This window comes from Demequina aestuarii, from assembly GCF_000975095.1.
Taxonomy (GTDB): domain Bacteria; phylum Actinomycetota; class Actinomycetes; order Actinomycetales; family Demequinaceae; genus Demequina; species Demequina aestuarii.
Genome location: NZ_BBRD01000001.1, coordinates 2,405,387 through 2,422,991, shown reverse-complemented (window position 1 = coordinate 2,422,991; position 17,605 = coordinate 2,405,387). Strand labels below are relative to the sequence as shown.

Here is a 17,605-nt window from a genome sequence, read left to right as displayed (position 1 = left end):
CCGCCTCCACCCGTGCGCCGAGCGGCCGTGGCACGATGCGTTCATGACGAGATCCCGCACCGCGCTGGCCGGAGGGGTGGTGGGCGCGCTCGTGGTGGTCGAGGGCGTCTCCGGAGTGCTCCAGGGCTACTACACGCCGCTGTTCACCGATATCGCCAGGCATCTCGAGATCAACGATGCGGACATCAACTGGTTCGAGGCGGCGCAGCTGCTGCTCAGTTCGATCGCGGTGCCCGTGCTTGCGCGGCTGGGCGACATGGTGGGCCACCGCAAGGTGCTGATCGCCTCTCTGGTCCTGACGATGATCGCGAGCTTCGCGATCGCGTTCGCCCCTACCTTCCCGCTGTTCGTGGCGGCCTGGGCGCTGCAGGGCTTCTACGTGGTGTGGCTGCCGCTGAACGTCGCGATCATCTTCTCTCGCGCTCGCTCGCGGCCCGACGGCGCGGCGCTCACTCGCAAGGGCGCCGGCATCATCGTGGTGGCGCTGCAGGCGGGCGCCATCTTCGGGGCTCTCGCGGGCGGCCAGCTGGGCGGGATCCTGCCGCTGTGGGCCGCGCTGTGCGTGCCCGCCGTGCTGGTGTCGATCGCGCTCATCGTGGTCATCGCCAAGGTCCCTGACACCGGCCAGCGGGGCGAGGGGACCATCGACACCCGGGGCACCTCGATCCTGACCATCGCCCTGCTCGCCATCATGGGCGGGCTGTCGCTGGTGCGGGTGGACGGGATCACCCTGTGGGTGGCGGGAATGGTGCTGATCGGCATTGCGCTGCTCTGGGTCTTCGTCAGGGTCGAGGCGCGCACCGAGCACCCGCTTGTCGACATTGCGATGCTGCGCAGCCCGGCTCTGTGGCCCGTGGTCGTGACAGCGGGACTGTTCGGCGTGAGCGTGCTGGGCGCGCAGGGCCCGCTGTCGACGTTCGCCCGCACGGACCCCACTGAGGTGGGCTACGGGCTCGGGCTGAACTCCGCGACAGCCTCGTACCTCATCGGCGCATACGTGCTCTCGCTGCTGTTGGGGGCCGCCGTCTTCGCCAAGATCTCGACGATGACTTCGCCACGCCTGGTGCTGATCGGCGCCTCCGGCCTGGTGGGTGCCGGCTATCTGGCCCTGATCCCGTTCCATGACACCTTCGCGATGGTCCTGGGGTGCATGGTGGTCGCGGGCGTCGGCTCCGGTGCGCTCGTCGCCGCGCTCCCGGCCGCCGCCGCCGCAGCAGCGCCCCCGCAGCACACGGGCGTCGCCGCAGGTCTGACGAACACCACCAAGACCATCGGCGGCGCGTTCGCCTCGGCCGCCTTCGCGATCGCGCTGTCCACGGGAGTGGCCGTCACCGCGACCGGCGCCGCCTCCACCGCCGGCGCGATGTCCGGCTACATCACCGTGTGGGCGATCTGTGGCGGCACGGCGCTGGTGGCGATGGCGTTCCTGTTCGCGATGCCCAAGGTCGCCTTCAGTTCGAGCGCCGATGCGCTGGTCGCCGAGGCGGGCGTCCCCGCCGCCGGCGTCCCCATGGCAGCGCCCACGAGCGAGGGCCACCCCGCGACGCACCCCACCACCGACGAGGACCAGCGATGAGAGTGTCACGATGATGAGGTTCCGCAGACGCGCATCGGCCGTCCCGACCGCCGACCACTCGGCCGAGGCGCTGCGCGCCGCGGAGCACCTCGCGCGGCTGGTGCGCATCCCCACGGTCACGCCGCCGCCCGGCCCGCTCTCCGATGCCGACGCCGCCGTGTTCACCGCGCACCGCAAGGAGCTCGAGGCGATCTACCCGCGCGTCTTCGCCGCGGCCGAGGTCGAGACCGCGGGCCGGGCGGGACTGCTGCTGCGCGTGCCCGGCCAGTTCACGGAACGTCCCGTCCTGCTCATGGCGCATCAGGACGTGGTGCCGGTGCCGGCCGACTGGTCCGCGGAGGGGTGGGAGCACCCGCCGTTCGACGGCGTGATCGCGGGTGGCCGCGTGCACGGTCGCGGCACGCTCGACGACAAGGGCGCGATGGTGGTGCTGCTGGAGGCTCTCGATTCGCTGCTGCGTCAGGGCTGGTCCCCGGTGCGGGATCTGTACCTGTTCTTCGGCGGTGACGAGGAGCTTCACGGAGCAGCTGCGGTCGAGGCGGTGCGCGTGCTCGAGGAGCGCGGCATCGAGCCGTGGATGGTCCTCGACGAGGGCGGCGCGGTCGCGACCGAGGCCTTTCCCACGCTGCGGGGGCCGATGGCCGTGATCGGCGCCTCGGAGAAGGGCATCATGACGCTGCGGCTCAGCGTCGCCAGCCTGGGCGGCCATGCGTCGACGCCGCCGCGCCAGTCCGCGCCGGGAATCCTGGCCCGTGCCCTGGTCGAGATCGAGGAGCACCCCTTCCCGGCGGCAGTGCACGATGTCACGATCGAGATGCTCGAGGGCGTCGCCCCCCACGTCGCGCGGCCGATGCGCGGGCTGCTCATGCGCGCCGGTCGCCGGCGCGCGGTGCTGGGGCGGGTCATGCCCCGGTTCGGGCCCGAGCTCGCGGCCATGGTGCGCACCACCGCAGCCATCACCCAGCTCGAAGGCAGCCCCGCACAGAACGTGCTGGCGACCCGCGCATCGGCCGTCATCAATGTGCGCGTCGCGGTCGGATCCAGCTGCGCCGAGGCCACGGCGCACCTGGTCGACGCCATCGACGACGCCCGGGTGACGGTCGAGGTGGTGGAGGCCACCGAACCCTCGCCCGTGTCGCCCACGGGAGACGATGCCCGGTGGCGCGCGCTCGGTGCGGCCGTCGCCGCCTCGTACCCGGACGCCGTGACGGTGCCGTACATCATGCTTGCCGCCTCCGATGCGCGGCACGTGGCTCGTATCTCGCCGGCGGTGTATCGATTCTCGCCGCTCCGGATGGACAAGGCCCAGCGCGAGTCGATCCATGGTCCGAACGAGAACGTCGAGATCGACGCGCTCGGGGCGGGGGTCGCGTTCTATCGCGCGCTCCTCACCGGTGACGCGCTGGGGCCGTCGGCGCCGGGCCAGCCGTAGCGGCGCGCTAGCCTCGAGCCTGTGAGCACCCGTCCCCCCGCGGTCGACGCCCCCGCCGCCGCCGCCTTGCGCGCGGACCTCGACGGCTGGACCGTCGATGACGTGAGCACCCTGGTGGGCGATCGTGCCTTCCGCGCGCTCGGACGTGAGCAGGTGGTGCCCGCACTCCTGGAGGCGCGCGCCGCCGGTGACGCGCCGACTGCCATCCTGACGAGGCTGTTCATGCTCGGCGATGACGTCACGCGCGCGCAGGCCGACGCCGCACTGGCCCACCTGGGGGTGCCTGGTGCGGAGCGCATCGGCCTCGTGCGGTCCGCGGGCGAGGGGGCTGACGACGGTGTGCGGTCTCTCATCGACCTGCGCCCGTATGCGGCCACCACCGAGCATGGCCAGGTCGACTGGTGGATCGCATCCGATCAGGGCGAAGCGGTGACGGCTCAGGGCGTCGGGCAGGATCACGTCTTGGGGATCGGCGGCGCCGCCACGACCCTCGCGTCGGTGACGGTGCGTACTCCGCGCAACCGAGTGCTCGACATCGGCACGGGGTGCGGCATCCAGGCCATGCACGCCTCTCTGCACGCCGATGCGGTGGTCGCGACGGACATCTCGGCACGGGCGCTGTCGTATGCGCGGTTCAACGAGACGGTCAACGCACCTGCGCTCGGCGGCGGTGCCACGGCACATCGCGCCTGGGACCTGCGCGAAGGATCCATGCTCGAGCCGGTGGCAGGCGAGTCGTTCGACCTGGTCGTGTCGAACCCGCCCTTCGTCATCACACCTCCGGGCGCGCCCACCTACGAGTACCGCCACGGGGGAGTTGCGGGCGACGGCGTCACTGCCGGACTGATCTCCGACGTCGGTGCGGTCCTGGCGCTGGGAGGCGTGGCGCAACTGCTCGGCAATTGGGAGATTCGCCGTGGCGATGACGGCGGCGACTGGCGTGCCCGCATCGAGCACTGGCTCGACACGGCGTCGGTGCCGCTCGACGCCTGGATCGTCCAACGCGATGCGCTGGATGCTGCAGAGTACGCGGAGACGTGGCTGCGGGACGCCGGCGTCACTGCGGACCGTGATCCTGCCCTGTGGTCGAGTGCGTACGAGGCATATCTGCGGGCGTTCGACGAGGACGCCGTGGAGGCCATCGGCTTCGGTCTGGTGGTCCTGCGCAGGCCGCTGACCGGTACCCCGACGCTGCGCCGATTCGAGGAGCACGAGGGCGCCATGGCCACGCCGCTGGGTCCCACGCTCGCCGCCGCGCTGGAGGCGCACGATTGGCTGGCGTCGGCCTCAGACGGCGACGTCCTGGACACCGCGTTCACGGTCGCGCCCGACGTCACCAAGGAGACGCACGGACGGCCGCTCGAGGCTCACCCCGAGCACATCCTGCTTCGTCAGGGCGGCGGCTTCGGCCGCGTGATCAAGGCCGACACGGCACTCGCGGGGCTCGTGGGTGCGAGCGACGGCGAGCTCACGGTGGGCCAGATCGCGCACGCCCTCGCGGCGCTGCTCGACGTGGCGCCGGGAGACGTCATCGGCGGAATCGTGCCCGCTGTGCGGGACCTCGTCCGCGACGGACTGCTCCTGCGCTGATTTCGACCGGTTCGAGCGCGCCCTCTCTCAACTCTCGGCGAACTCCCTGGAAAGACCGCGGAGGGTTTTTCCTCGTGGATTCGTGACAAATGGGTCGCGGTGGGTCCATGGTCCCGTACGCGGGCTCTTTGGGGCCGTCAGTCTTGGGGCACTAGCAACACCAACCCCGGATGGGAAAGGACCCCACATCATGACCGCTCGACTCAAGCTCCTCGGCATCATTCTCGCCATCATCGGCATCGGCTTCATCGGCGTCGGCGCATTCGCCGCGCTCCAGGTGAAGGCGGGCAACGACTCCCTGCAGGCCTTCTCCGCGGCACAGAACGTCACCCTGACCTACAACGAGGACGGCGTGCTCGTCGACCGCGGCGAGGTCGAGGGCGCAGAGGCCATCAAGTCGCTCGTCGAGGACGACTGGGGCTACGCGCTCAAGGGCTACGAGATGGACCCCGACAACCCGCTGGTGAACACCGGCTCCGAGTACATGTACCAGATGGGTCTCGTGGCCTACCACACGCTCAACGGCACCACCGAGGTGACGCTGGACGAGCCCGTCGAGTACAACGGCGAGACCTTCGAGGCCGGCACCTACGAGGTTCCCACCGACGGTCGCTACTGGGCCGACTTCGACCGCATGCACCCGCTCGAGGGCGCGGCACGCGCCGAGGCATGGAACCCCACCGCACACGCACTGATCGGCGAGCTGGGCGTCGGCTCGGTCACCGCCAACGTGCTGGTGCTCGGTCTGGGCACCGCCGCGATCGCAGCTGGCCTGGGCCTCACCCTGATCCTGACCGGACTCGGCCTGGTGTGGGCGACCCGTGCAGACAAGGTCGGCACGACCGAGGCGTAAGCGATACGCGAAGAGGGCCCCTCCTGGGGCCCTCTTTTCGTGTCCCCGCACCCTCGCACCCCATCTCCGCCTTAGCGCGCCAGGGGACGCTGAGTGTCGCATCGGGTGTATTCACGAATCCTGGAGAACGCCCAGTGTCGTTGAGCACGCGCACGCCCACGCGCACCCGCCTCGCACCGCACGAGGTGCCTCACGCGAGACGCAGCCCGATGATGCATCGGCCGGGAGGACGCTGGCGGCGCGGCACACCTCACGATCGACAATGGATGTCCGCCAGGATCCGCAGACCGCCCAATTGCGACACTCACCGCCCGCTAGCGCGCCAAGGCGAGAGCGAGGAAGAGCGGGGGCGGGGAGGGCTAGAGCGTCGCGCGGGCGCGCACGGCGGCGGCCAGCGCCTCCCACTCGCCCGCGCGTGCCACCAGGAACGGGCGTCCGGGGTCGCCGGGCCGGTACTCGGCGCCGTCGAGGTGGCGCACCGCATAGCCCGCGGCCCGGCAGATCGCTGCGCCGGGAGCGTGATCCCACGGCTTGGCCCGGAAGTACAGCAGGAAGTCGAGCTCGCCGTCGATGATGTCCCAGTAGTCCCACCCGGCGCACATGCGCGGCGGCGTGACCTCGGCGACGTCCTCAGCGAGCCCCACGAGGCCGCTCGCGGTACTCTCCGGCGCGAACTTCAGCACCGCCATGCCGCGCAGCTCCGAGACGGGGCGCACCGGCGCGCTCGCGACCGACTCGACCGTCCGCACCATGCCGGAATCGTCCGTGACGGTCACCGGAGCGTCGACGCCCCCGTACAGGAGGTTGCCGGTCTCAGGGTGGAGGATCCACCCGGTGTGGGCGTTGCCCGAGTCCACGTGTCCCACCATCACCGCGTAGTCGATCGAGCCGTGCGCGAAGTTCCACGTCCCGTCCACGGGGTCCACGGTCCATGCTGCAGGCGCGGTTCCGAGCACGTCGGGAAGCGACGGGTCGGCCTCGGAGGCCTCTTCTCCCACCACCGGCTGGTCCGTGATGGCCGCCAACAGCGGCGTGAGGGCGCGCTCGGCCTCCACGTCGGCGATGGTCACCAGATCATCCGGTCCCGACTTGGTATCGACATCTCCGTCCGTCAGGGTTCGGAACCTCGGTCGAATGAGGTCATCCGCGACGTCTCGCATCGCCTGTCCCACTGCTTCACTATTCACACCCCCATGGTGACAGAGCCGGGTGGCGGCGGGGTGAACGGCAGAGCATTGCGGGACCGGTCCCGTTCGACTCTGCGCGCACCGTATGTATTCTGTGAGCGTCTCCCGCCCGTTGCGCAGGAGTCGCCCCCACCCGAAAGCAGGAGCAGATGACGCACAAGCTCGTGATCGTCGAGTCACCCACCAAGTCGCGCACGATCGGCGGCTACCTGGGTGCCGACTACGAGGTGGTGTCGTCCGTCGGGCACATTCGCGACCTTCCCCAGCCCTCGGAGATGCCCGCCGACAAGAAGACGGGATCGCTCGGCAAGTTCGCGGTCGACGTCGAGAACGGCTTCGCACCGTTCTATGTGGTGAGCCCCGAGAAGAAGAAGCTGGTGGCTGATCTCAAGCGTGCGCTCAAGGGTGCCGACGAGCTCTACCTCGCGACGGATGAGGACCGCGAGGGGGAGGCCATCGCGTGGCACCTGCTCGAGGTGTTGAAGCCCAAGGTCCCCGTGAAGCGCCTGGCATTCCATGAGATCACCCGCGAGGGCATCGAGCGTGCCCTGGCGAACCCGCGCGACATCGACATGGAGCTCGTGGAAGCCCAGGAGGCGCGCCGCGTGCTCGACCGCCTCTACGGCTACGAGGTCTCGCCGGTGCTGTGGCGCAAGATTCAGCAGGGCCTGAGCGCCGGTCGCGTGCAGTCCGTCGCGCTGCGCCTCGTCGTGGACCGCGAGAAGGAGCGCATGGCGTTCCAGTCCGCAGAGTACTGGGACCTCACCGCGACCTTCACCGCCTCCGAGGGGGCCGATGCGGGCAAGGGCTTCACCGCGCGCCTCACCACGGTCGACGGCAAGCGAGTCGCGACCGGCAAGGACTTCGACGACCGCGGCGTGCTGAAGAACGCCAAGGTGCACCACGTGACGGCTGGAGAGGCCGGAGCCCTCGCATCGGGCCTCGCCCACTCCTCCTATTCCGTGTCGAGCGTCGAGTCCAAGCCCTACAAGCGCAGGCCGGCCGCCCCCTTCATCACGTCGTCGCTCATCCAGGAGGCCAGCCGCAAGATGCGCCTCGGCGCTCGCCAGGCGATGGGCGTGGCGCAGGGCCTGTACCAGCGCGGCTACATCACCTATATGAGGTCCGACTCGCCGGCGCTGTCGGGAGAGGCCATCCGTGCCGCCCGGGCGCAGGCTTCCGAGCTCTACGGCTCTGACTCGGTCGCATCGTCGCCTCGCGTCTACGCCAGCCAGGACACGAACGCGCAGGAGGCGCACGAGGCGATCCGGCCCGCCGGCGACAAGTTCCGCACGCCGGCCTCGGTGCGCGGCGAGCTGTCGGGCGACGAGTTCCGCATGTACGAGATGATCTGGAAGCGCACCGTGGCCTCGCAGATGGCCGATGCGGTGGGCAGCACCTCGACGGTGCGCATCGGCGCGAAGACCGCGGCCGGGCACGCGGTGGAGTTCTCCGCTTCCGGCACCATCATCACGTCGCCGGGGTTCCTGGCGGCGTACGAGGAGTCCAAGGAGCGCTCGCGCTACGAGGATGACACCAAGGAAGCCACGCAGGACAAGGACAAGCGCCTGCCGCAGCTCGCCGAGGGTCAGCAGGTCGAGGCCGAGGATCTCGAGCCCATCACGCACGCGACCACGCCGCCGCCGCGCTTCACTCAGGGCGGCATGATCCAGGAGCTCGAGGACCGCAAGCTGGGCCGCCCGTCCACGTACGCGTCGACCGTGGACGTACTGGTCGCGCGGGAGTACGTGCGGATCGACAAGCAGACGCTCGTGCCCACGTGGATCGCCTTTGCGATCGTGCGTCTGCTCGAGCAGCACTTCCCCACGCTGGTGGACTATGCGTTCACCGCCGAGATGGAGGCGGGGCTCGACCGCATCGCCACCGGCGAGCGCGACCAGCGGGCGTGGCTCCACGAGTTCTACTTCGGCGCCGACGGCGACGGACCCGAGGGCCTGAAGAACCTGGTCGAGTCGCTGGGCGACATCGACGCCAAGGCCATCAACACGTTCGAGATCGGCGAGGGAATCGCCGCGCGACCCGGTCGCTACGGACCGTACGTCGAGCGGATGGTCGACGGCGAACGGCAGACTGCCTCGATCCCCGAGGATCTCGCCCCCGACGAGCTCACGGTCGCCAAGGCGCTCGAACTCTTCGAGAACCAGGGCGGCGACGAGCGCTCGCTGGGCAAGCACCCCGAGACCGGCTACGAGATCGTGGCCAAGGGCGGACGCTACGGCCCGTACGTCACCGAGGTGCTGCCCGAGGACGCCAAGGGCAAGCCCGCCACGGCGAGCCTGCTCAAGTCGATGTCGCTGGAGACCATCACCCTCGACGACGCGCTCACCTTGATGAGCCTTCCTCGTGAGGTCGGCAAGGACCCGGAGTCCGGCGACGTCATCACGGCGCAGAACGGCCGTTACGGCCCGTACCTCAAGAAGGGCACGGACTCGCGCTCGCTCGAGACCGAGGCCCAGATGTTCACCGTCACCCTCGAGGAGGCGCTGAAGATCTACTCCGAGCCCAAGCGCGGCCGCGGCCGTCCCGCCGCCAAGCCCCCGCTCAAGGAGCTGGGCGAGGATCCGGTCAGCAAGAAGGCCATCGTCATCAAGGAAGGCCGGTTCGGCGAGTACATCACCGACGGCGAGACCAACGTGACGATCCCGCGCGGCGACACGGTCGAGGGCATGACCTCCGAGCGTGCCATCGAGCTCCTGCAGGAGAAGCGCGCCAAGGGCCCCGCCAAGAAGAAGCGCGCTCCCGCGAAGAAGAAGCCTGCCGCGAAGAAGGCGGCTCCGAAGAAGAAGTAGGTCGCGCCGACCGCCGCAGGCGGCTCGGCAGAGGGGGACTCATGCTTGACGCGTCTGCTGTGCGGGTGCGTGGACTGCACAAGGCGTTCGGACACACGCGCGCCGTGGCCGGGCTCGACCTGGACATCCCGCGCGGGGCCTTCTACGGGATCGCGGGTCCCAACGGCGCGGGCAAGACCACGGCGCTCCGCATGATGATCGGCGCACTGCAGCCCGATGCGGGCGAGGTCGAGGTCGACGGCGTGGCGGTGTGGCCGGATCCGCGCGAAGCCAAGGGGCGACTGGGATTCGTGGCAGACAACCCTGCCCTGTTCGACCGGCTGTCGGGGCGCGAGATGCTGGAGTACGCGGGCCTGCTGCGTCGCATGGACCCTGCCGAGATCACTCGCCGTGCGGACGAGCTGCTGCGGATCCTCGCGATGACCGACGACGAGAACCGCATGATCGCTGACTACTCGTTGGGCATGACCAAGCGCATCGGCCTCGCGGTGGCGCTCCTGCACAGCCCCCGGGTGCTCATCCTCGACGAGCCGTTCGGGTCACTCGATCCCGTGAACACCCAGGTGATGGAGGAGATGCTGCATCGCTACCGTGCGGGGGGCGGCACCGTCGTGTTCTCCAGCCACGTGATGGACGTGGTGGAGCGGCTGTGCGATCGGGTGGTGGTGATCGCCGGCGGAGCGGTCCGCGTGGAGGGGACGGTGCCGGAGGTGCGCGGCAGCGCTCCATCTCTGCAGCAGGCGTTCGTCGATCTCGTGGGACGCCGGGCGATCGACGACGGGGAACTGTCGTGGCTGTCGTCCTCCTGAGGCTGCGCCTCGCGATCCAGCGCTCGGGCCGTGGGTCGTGGTCGTCCACCCGTGGCGTGATCATCATCGGCATGTGGCTGCTCGCTGTGGGTGCGGGCGTGGCGACGGGCGCGCTCGTCGCCTTCCTGCTGTGGCTGGACGGCGACGGCGCTGCCGCGCTGGCGGTGCTGACGGTGATCTTCCTGGGCTGGCTGCTGATGCCGCTGATCACTCCCGCCCTGCAGGACCAGACCGTCGATCCCGCCCGGCTCGAGATGTACCCCCTGACGGCGCGCGAGAAGGTCTCCGGACTGCTGTTGGGCGGGTTGGTGGCGCCCACCGCGACGGGCACGCTTCTTGCGGCCCTCGGGGCAGTGTTCGCGCCCGGCATCGGCTGGGGCGCACGTGCCCTCGCCCTCGTGGGCGCGGTGGTGTTCACGGTCATGTGTGTCGCCTGGTCCCGGGCGTTGCAGGCGATGCTCAGCCGCGCGACCGCCTCCCGCCGCGGCCGGGACGTCGCTCTCATGGCGTCCGGCTTGCTCGGCGTCGGCTTCTACGTCGGCATCCAGATCCTCACCCGCAATCCTGAGGCGCTCGTCAACGGCGTCTCCGATAGTGTGGTCGCCGTGCTGCTGGCCTGGACGCCGCCGGGGGCATCGTTGCAGATGGCCCTCGACCTCGATGCGGGAGATGCCGTGGTCGCGCTGGGTCGCGCCGCCTACGCGCTCGCCTGGGTGATCGCGGCGATCGCGCTGTGGGTATGGGTGCTGGCCCGCAAGGAGCGCGGCGGATTGCAGTCTCCGGCTCGACGCAGGCGGTCTCCGCGCGCCGGCACTCGCCTCGCCCTGACGGGTGGCCTGCTGCGGCTGTCGCCGAAGAGCCCCGGCGGAGCGGCGGCCGCCCAGTACGCGCGCTACCTCTTCTTTCGTAAGCCGCGTGCAGCCCAACAGACGCTGACCTCCTTGGGCATCGGAGGCTTTCTCGCCCATTCTTTGGGAGTCGACGCGAGCTTCGCTCTTGCTGGGGCCATGCTCGGGGGCTTGGTCGCGGTCTCCCTGAGCACCGGTCTGCTGAACTACGACGGTGCGGGCGCGGAGTTCTCGGTGATCTCAGGCGCGCCGATGCGGGCCGTGCTGGTGGGCAAAGCGGTCGTGGTCGCGACCATCGCGCTCGCGGCGCTGGTGGTCTTCGTCGCGGTTGAGGCCGCCCTGGGGTTCCTTGAGGTCGACGTGGTGGGCGCCTTGATCTGCGGGGCGGCGGCCGCGCTGTGGGCGACGGCCGTGGGCGCTGCGGTGTCGGTGATCGCACCGTACGACGCCGACAAGAAATCCGATGGCCGCACCGTCGCGGCGTTCTGGCACTTGGGTGCCATCCTGCTGGTGTTCACCACCATCGGCATCGCGGCAGGGGTGATCTGGGCCGTTGGGGGGCTCGGGCTCGGGCTCGTCATCGCGCTCGGGGCGCTCGCGGCGAGCATCGCCGCGTCGTGGCCGGTCGTGGCGTGGGCCGCGCGTCGGCTCGACGCGCACCAGTTGCGCGTGACCCAGCTCATCCTCGCCGGCTGATGAGGCGGCCCGGCTGTCTCCCCCCTCATCAACTCCGAACCCATCTTTCGCAGACACGCCCACGGTGACCCGCGCATCGGCCGGATGCCCCGGCGTGTCGCTGGGAAAGTGGTTCGCAGTTGACGGCGGGGCGACCACAACCCTTCGCGCGCATCGGCCGTTCTTATGCCGACGAGAGGGGCACCCGTGACTGCGGATGACGAGTTGCTGAGCGAGATGCTCGAGCGCGCTTCGAGGCGGCTCGCCGCCTACGGCTACCTGCTGACGGGTTCGCAGCACGCTGGCGAGGACCTGGTGCAAGACGCGATCGTGAAGGTCTTCGTGCGTCGCCGCCGCATCCCCAATGCCGCTGCTGCCGAGGGCTACGTGCGCGCCGCGATGCGCACCCTGCACCTCGACGGTCTGCGCCGCGACAAGGTGTGGCGGCGACTCATGCCCGGTCAGGCTGTCCGCGACGAGGTGCCCGACGCCACCGACCGCATTCATGCGGCCGATGCGGTGGGCAGGGCGCTCGGCGCGCTCAGTCCGCGCCAACGCACCGCGGTGGTGCTGCGCTTCTACGACGACCTCACGGTCGTTGACGTGGCGCACGAGATGGGTCTCGCGACCGGGACGGTCAAGCGGTATCTCTCGGAAGCCCTCGACCGGCTCGCGGTCGAAGTAGGTGATGACGCGACCTTCGATGTCGAACGCGTCGCAGTGGTGGAGACGGAGGGACGGTCATGAATCTGCACGACGAGTTGGGAAGGCACGGGGCCGATGCGGTCGACGAGTCTGCACGGCGCTTGAGTTCGAGCGACGTGCGTGCGGCGTTGGGCGCGCGGGTGCGCCGGGGCCGTCGGCGCCGCGCGGTCGGTGGCGGCGTGGGTGCCGTGGCCGGGATCGCTCTGGTGGCGGTGGGCGCGTGGAGCGTGCTGCCGGGGCTCGGCAACGGCACGGTAGCGGACCCGGCGGGAGTCGGTGGCGACGCGACGACCTACCGGGTCTCTGATAGCGCCCCGGTCGAGCCACTGCCCGGTGGTCCGTTCGACAACGAGGACACGCTGGCCTACCCCGAATTGATGTGTGGCGACCCGTTCGAGCTGGAAGAAGGTGTCACAGTCCACGACGCGAGCGTTCTCGATGACTCATGGGTCGCGAGCGCGTCGTCGTGGGCGCTTCACGATGACGGGTCTCACCACGCGGCTCCCACCGGCATCAACCTCGGGTTCGAAACGCATTACTTCCGGTTCGCATCAGAGTTCGACGGCATCCAGTCCGTGGCGCAGGTGGAGGTGCCGCTTCTCGTGCGCGATGGCGTGGTCGTTGGCGTAGGTGTCGCCGGGGGTGGCAGTGGCGGGGGCGGGTCGCTCGCCGTCGAACCTGGCGGTGACGACTGGCTGCCAGAGTGGACGCCGTCGCCGGGTCAGTGCGGGGACGAGGACCGCTCGGCCGAGTTCGGAGACGGAACATACGAGCCGGTGTGGGTGACGCGCCTGTGGACCAGCGACGTGACGTCCCCAGAGCCGCTCGCGACCATCGTGTTCAGCGCCGGCGAGATCGAGTACTCCGGCCTGGGTGAGCCTGAGGTCGATGACTCCGGCTTGCTCGGGAACACGTGGGGTGACGACGCGCTCGCGTCCGTCATCGAGGTGCGGGAGTGGAACGGCGGGCTCGAGTGCGCCGCGCTCTCGGACGATCAGGCCTTCGTGACCGGCACGGGTGACGCCGGAGACGTCGTCGGCAGCATTCCGGTGCCCAGCACGATCGAGACCGGTCGCCTGTATGGCTACGGAGATGACGCGCTCGTCGGCGGGTACCCGATTCCGGTCAACGGAAGTGAGGATGGTACCGGTCCCATCTCTCGGATGGTCGAGGTCGGCGACATGCGACTCGTGTTGCGCGGCGTCGATGGGATGTGGGTGTTCGACGCGCGCTGGTCCGAGCGCGACGACCTCCCGCACGATGAGCCGGGGTGGTTCGTCGAGCTGAGCCCGGTGTGGGACTGCTCCAGCCCCGGTGTCGTCGAACCTGGCGAGTACTCCGCCAGTCTCGTGGTGCCGGAGAAGGGGGACGTGTACGACCTGACGTCCATCACGGTCGTGGACGGCGTGCCGTCGATCCCCGAGCTCCACGAGGGGTGACTCCGCCGGCCGACGGGACCCGTGCATCGGCCGCTTTCACCTCCTTCACTCTTCACTACGAACCACTGTGGCGCGCGACACCCCGGGCCAGCACCCGCATCGGCCCGATGCCGCGGCGTGTCGCGCGAGAAGTGGTGCGTAGTGAAAGTGGGTGGGACGGACCGGGAGAAGTCGCACCCCACCCCCGAGCGCCCCTCAACCGTCTCTATGGTGTGAGGGACATGAGCAGGCCGGATATCGCCGAGGTGGTCGCGGACGTGTACCGCGAGGCGGGGTCGCGCCTGGCCGCCTACGGCTACGTGCTGACCGGCTCTCATCACGGCGCCGAGGAGCTGGTGCAGGCGGCGCTGGTGAAGACCCTGGTCAAACGGCGCCGGCTCGACGACCATCGCGCCATCGAGGGCTACGTCCGCGCGACCATGCGCACGCTCCACATTGACGGCATTCGGCGCGACGCGACGTGGCGCCGGCTGGTCCCCAAGGTCGCGACGCCTGATCCGCACGAGCATGCCGAACACGTCGAGGATCACGACGACATCAGCCGGGCACTCGCGGGCCTCCCTCCCCGCGTGCGCACCGCCGTCGCTCTGCGGTTCTACGACGACCTCACGGTCGCGGACATCGCGGTCGCCATGCGCCTGAGCGACGGGACCGTCAAGAAGTACCTGGCAGAGGGGCGGCAGCGACTCGCGCCCGTGCTGGGAGTGAGCGCCGACGAACCGGAGCGAATGCCTGTCGTCGAGAGGAGCGAGCGATGAGCGACTTCCACGACGCGCTTCGCAGTGCGGCACGGCGGCACGGTGAGGCGGTCGCGCCTGGGCTGACGGCCGATGCGGTGGTGGCGTCCAGCGTCGACGGCATCGCGCGCGGTCGGCGGCGGAGGGCGACGGCTCAGGCCGGGGTCGGCGCCCTCGGCGTCGCGGTGATCGGTCTGGCCGGATGGCTCGTGCTGCCGCTGGCCGGGGTATGGGAGTCCGAGCCCGCCGGACCGGAGACGGAGGTGAACGCGGGGCCGTGGCGCTACTCGGTCGAGTCCGAGGCCGACGTGCGCGAAGGCGAACCGGAGGTGATATTGCGGGGGGCCGGCGCGGTGATGTGCGGCGACGAGCTCGACCTCACGCCCGGGTTCACGGTGCATGATGCGCGGGCGCTCGATCGCGAGCTGTTCCTCGAGGCGGAACTGACCACATTGGGGGACACGCTCGGCACCCCCACCGCGGAGCCGAGGCCGCTGGACCCCGACAATCCGGACGGGATTATGACTGGCTGGGACCCAGACTCGCCCTCGTGGAGGATCGCCGGGGGTGGCGAGGTGCGGTCCTACCGCGTCGCCACGCTGCTGATGGATGACGACACCGTCGCGGGTGTTGTGGCGTCCAGCGCATACGGCTCGGGGGGCGATGAGGACGGCCTGCTGATGGGGGAGTCGGGAGCCGGCATCCCGCGAATCGGCCACTGCGACGACTCGCTCGACACGTGGTCCAACGACCCGGGCGATCCCATGGACACGCGGCTCATCGCTCAGTACTGGTCGACCAGCGAAACAGGAGAGAGCACCCTCCTCGCGACGGTCGTCGTGGACCCCAACGAGCCCGCCAACTCCTCCGAGTCGCCGAGCATCGACCGGGAGTCGCCGGACGCCGTGGAATCGGCCGAGCTGCGCCAGACGCAACCGGCCCATCAGGCGTTCGTGGTGCCGCGGCCCGAGCCAGGATGCTCGCCGCTGGCCGACCTGCGGGACGTGGGCCACCCCAGTACTGACGCGCCCGAGTACACGGTCAGGCTGCCGTTCCGGAACGATGAGCTCACCGGCGAGCTGTGGGGCGACGAGTGGGTGCTGAGTCTCACCGGCGGCGAGACTCCCTGGTATCTCGAGCACCATGCCTGGCTGGTGGCGGATGACGTCAGCGCCGGGATCCCGGACCCGCACCTCCAGTGGCACCCGGGCCTGCAGTTCATCCTGCGCCAGGGGGGAGTAGATCCGCTGCGGGGAGACGACTGTGCCGACGACGCGCCGATCCCCGAGGTCGACGGCGCGGTGTTCCTGGTGATCGACGGCGTGGATTGGGGCGCGGTCGACGAGGCGGGTGCCGATCCAGGTGGCGATCGTGACGGCTACCAGACCTGGGTCTACCTGGGCGAGGCGGACTGACCGCCACTCACCGCAGCAACTGCGAACCGCTCTTGGGCCCGACACCCCGGACCCGGCCCGCGCATCGGCCCTTGGCCGCGGCGTGTCGCGAGAAGAGTGGTTCGCAGTGAAGGGGCGAGGCGGGTCAAGCGTTGCTGGCGTCGGCCCTCGCCGTCAGCGCCAGGCGCCAGCCCAGCCAGATGAGCCAGCCCGGCATGACCACCATGGTCAGCGCCCGCTGCCACCACCCGAAACCGTCGGTGCCAGCATCGGCCATGATGCTGAACGTCAGGAGCAAGGCGAGGGTGACGAGCCCGAGCACCAGGTGCATCACGGTGAGCCCGCTCAGCCGGGTGCCCCGCAGCAGCCACGCGGAGAGCAGCCCGAAGACGATCAGCCCGCCGTAGGCCGCCAGGCTGCCGATCGTGTGGAACACGTCTTCCGGGGAGGGGTCGCCTGCGGCGCCGAGGTCGTCGGCCCGCCACATCCCGGCGACGAGCAGACCGAAACCCACCATGAAGAGCAGGGTCCGCAGCACCGCAGCAGAGCGGGTATCGCGCAGGGCCCGTCGCAGCGAGATTCCGGCGGCCATCCAGCCGAAGCCGAACACCACGAATGCCGCCTGCATGAGCCACTCATAGTCGCCGCGGCCGTAGGCGCTGACGTCGCTGCAGCACGGGTCGAGGTCGGGACGGATCCAGTGGAATGCCAGCACCACGAGCACCCAGAAGAGGGAGGCGTAGATCGCTCCGAGGCCGAGGGCCGATGCGGACAACGGCACGCGCGTGGAGCGGATGGGAGTCTTCGTTGTGCCTGGACCTGCGTCGTTGCCGGTCATCTCAGCCCCCTCTCACGAGGTCGTGCCTGATACCTCCGACGCTACTCCTCGCGGAGGCCCACGGCGAGCGTCCGATGCGCGGGATGGGCCAGTCTTCCACCGATAGCGGCGAGCGCGCCCGGGATCACGACGGCCGCGAGCAGCCGCTGCCACCACCCGAAGCCGCTTCCGGCGACCGCGGGCCATGCGTTGAACGTGACGAATAGTGTGAGTGTCACGAACCCGAAGGCGAGAGAGGGCAGTGCCCAGCCGGCCCACGCATCGGCCGTCCGCGCGGCCCACCACCCCACGAAGCCGAGCGCGATGAAGCAAAGGAACGCGAGTCCTGCGGTGCGCGAGTGGACGAGGCCCTCGAGCGACGGCGACATGGTGCCGAGCGGGTCGGCGCGGAAGATGCCGGCGAGCACCATCCCCAGCGCTGCGACGGCGGCAAGCACGGCCAGTGCCTTGGCGCCGGGAGCGCTACCGAGCGTGCGCCGGAGCCCGATGCCCGCCGCCGCCCAACCCGTCCCGTTGACGAGGAATGCGGTCTGCATCACCCACGCCCAGTCGCCGCGCGCGTAGTTGCTGATGTAGGCGTCGCCAGGGGAGAGGTCGGGCCGGATGAGGTGGAACGCGGCGACCGTGCCCATCCAGACGACCGCTCCGACGATCGCGATCAGCCCCAGCGCGCGCGTGGACGGGGAGGTCAGAGAGCTCATGCGACAGGTTC

At 70.1% G+C, this 17,605-nt stretch carries 14 protein-coding genes; 11 read left to right on the top strand and 3 right to left on the bottom strand.

Translation table 11 applies throughout. The features are described 5' to 3' along the window. The first annotated feature begins 43 nt into the window (after positions 1 to 43). The 4 genes from AOP72_RS11355 to AOP72_RS11340 all read left to right on the top strand — a co-directional run bounded on the left by AOP72_RS11355 (position 44) and on the right by AOP72_RS11340 (position 5,451). Positions 44 to 1,576, top strand: a complete 1,533-nt coding sequence (locus AOP72_RS11355) for an MFS transporter (RefSeq protein ID WP_084631768.1) — start codon at positions 44 to 46, stop codon at positions 1,574 to 1,576. Between the two features lie 10 nt (positions 1,577 to 1,586). After that, a complete protein-coding gene (locus AOP72_RS11350) occupies positions 1,587 to 3,008 on the top strand; it encodes a M20/M25/M40 family metallo-hydrolase (RefSeq protein WP_062136443.1) in 1,422 nt (473 codons plus the stop codon). Positions 3,009 to 3,029: 21 nt separating this feature from the next. Next, positions 3,030 to 4,598 carry a DUF7059 domain-containing protein gene (locus tag AOP72_RS11345; protein ID WP_062136440.1) on the top strand — a complete coding sequence of 523 codons (1,569 nt, stop codon included), beginning with the start codon at positions 3,030 to 3,032 and terminating at the stop codon, positions 4,596 to 4,598. Positions 4,599 to 4,788: 190 nt separating this feature from the next. After that, the gene (locus AOP72_RS11340) at positions 4,789 to 5,451 is read left to right on the top strand and encodes a hypothetical protein (RefSeq protein ID WP_062136436.1); all 663 of its coding nucleotides are present in this window, start codon (positions 4,789 to 4,791) and stop codon (positions 5,449 to 5,451) included. A gap of 359 nt (positions 5,452 to 5,810) precedes the next feature. On the opposite strand, the gene AOP72_RS11335 is transcribed toward AOP72_RS11340, so the two are convergent. After that, entirely contained in the window at positions 5,811 to 6,638 is an 828-nt protein-coding gene (locus AOP72_RS11335; protein ID WP_152650364.1) for an inositol monophosphatase family protein, read from the bottom strand. Positions 6,639 to 6,787: 149 nt separating this feature from the next. Here AOP72_RS11335 and topA point away from each other — a divergent pair, with 149 nt between their 5' ends. From topA to AOP72_RS11300, 7 genes are all read left to right on the top strand, one after another. Beyond that, on the top strand, positions 6,788 to 9,448 hold the full coding sequence (gene topA, locus AOP72_RS11330; RefSeq protein ID WP_062136431.1) for a type I DNA topoisomerase: 2,661 nt from the start codon (positions 6,788 to 6,790) through the stop codon (positions 9,446 to 9,448). A gap of 41 nt (positions 9,449 to 9,489) precedes the next feature. Next, positions 9,490 to 10,257 carry an ABC transporter ATP-binding protein gene (locus tag AOP72_RS11325; protein WP_062136428.1) on the top strand — a complete coding sequence of 256 codons (768 nt, stop codon included), beginning with the start codon at positions 9,490 to 9,492 and terminating at the stop codon, positions 10,255 to 10,257. Next, a complete protein-coding gene (locus AOP72_RS11320; protein ID WP_062136425.1) occupies positions 10,239 to 11,801 on the top strand; it encodes a hypothetical protein in 1,563 nt (520 codons plus the stop codon). The genes AOP72_RS11325 and AOP72_RS11320 overlap by 19 nt, the downstream gene beginning before the upstream one ends. A 186-nt stretch (positions 11,802 to 11,987) precedes the next feature. Next, positions 11,988 to 12,527, top strand: a complete 540-nt coding sequence (locus AOP72_RS11315; RefSeq protein ID WP_062136422.1) for a sigma-70 family RNA polymerase sigma factor — start codon at positions 11,988 to 11,990, stop codon at positions 12,525 to 12,527. Then, positions 12,524 to 13,924 carry a hypothetical protein gene (locus tag AOP72_RS11310; RefSeq protein ID WP_062136419.1) on the top strand — a complete coding sequence of 467 codons (1,401 nt, stop codon included), beginning with the start codon at positions 12,524 to 12,526 and terminating at the stop codon, positions 13,922 to 13,924. The genes AOP72_RS11315 and AOP72_RS11310 overlap by 4 nt, the downstream gene beginning before the upstream one ends. 221 nt (positions 13,925 to 14,145) lie before the next feature. Beyond that, positions 14,146 to 14,682, top strand: a complete 537-nt coding sequence (locus tag AOP72_RS11305; protein ID WP_062136417.1) for a sigma-70 family RNA polymerase sigma factor — start codon at positions 14,146 to 14,148, stop codon at positions 14,680 to 14,682. Continuing rightward, positions 14,679 to 16,076 carry a hypothetical protein gene (locus tag AOP72_RS11300; RefSeq protein ID WP_062136414.1) on the top strand — a complete coding sequence of 466 codons (1,398 nt, stop codon included), beginning with the start codon at positions 14,679 to 14,681 and terminating at the stop codon, positions 16,074 to 16,076. The genes AOP72_RS11305 and AOP72_RS11300 overlap by 4 nt, the downstream gene beginning before the upstream one ends. 124 nt (positions 16,077 to 16,200) lie before the next feature. Here the strand turns inward: AOP72_RS11300 and AOP72_RS11295 are convergent, their stop codons facing one another. Together AOP72_RS11295 and AOP72_RS11290 are read right to left on the bottom strand one after the other, a co-directional pair. Further along, positions 16,201 to 16,893, bottom strand: coding sequence for a DUF998 domain-containing protein (locus AOP72_RS11295; RefSeq protein ID WP_062136411.1), 693 nt, complete (start codon positions 16,891 to 16,893; stop codon positions 16,201 to 16,203). 41 nt (positions 16,894 to 16,934) lie between these two features. Next, entirely contained in the window at positions 16,935 to 17,594 is a 660-nt protein-coding gene (locus AOP72_RS11290; protein ID WP_062136408.1) for a DUF998 domain-containing protein, read from the bottom strand. Positions 17,595 to 17,605 lie beyond the last annotated feature (11 nt).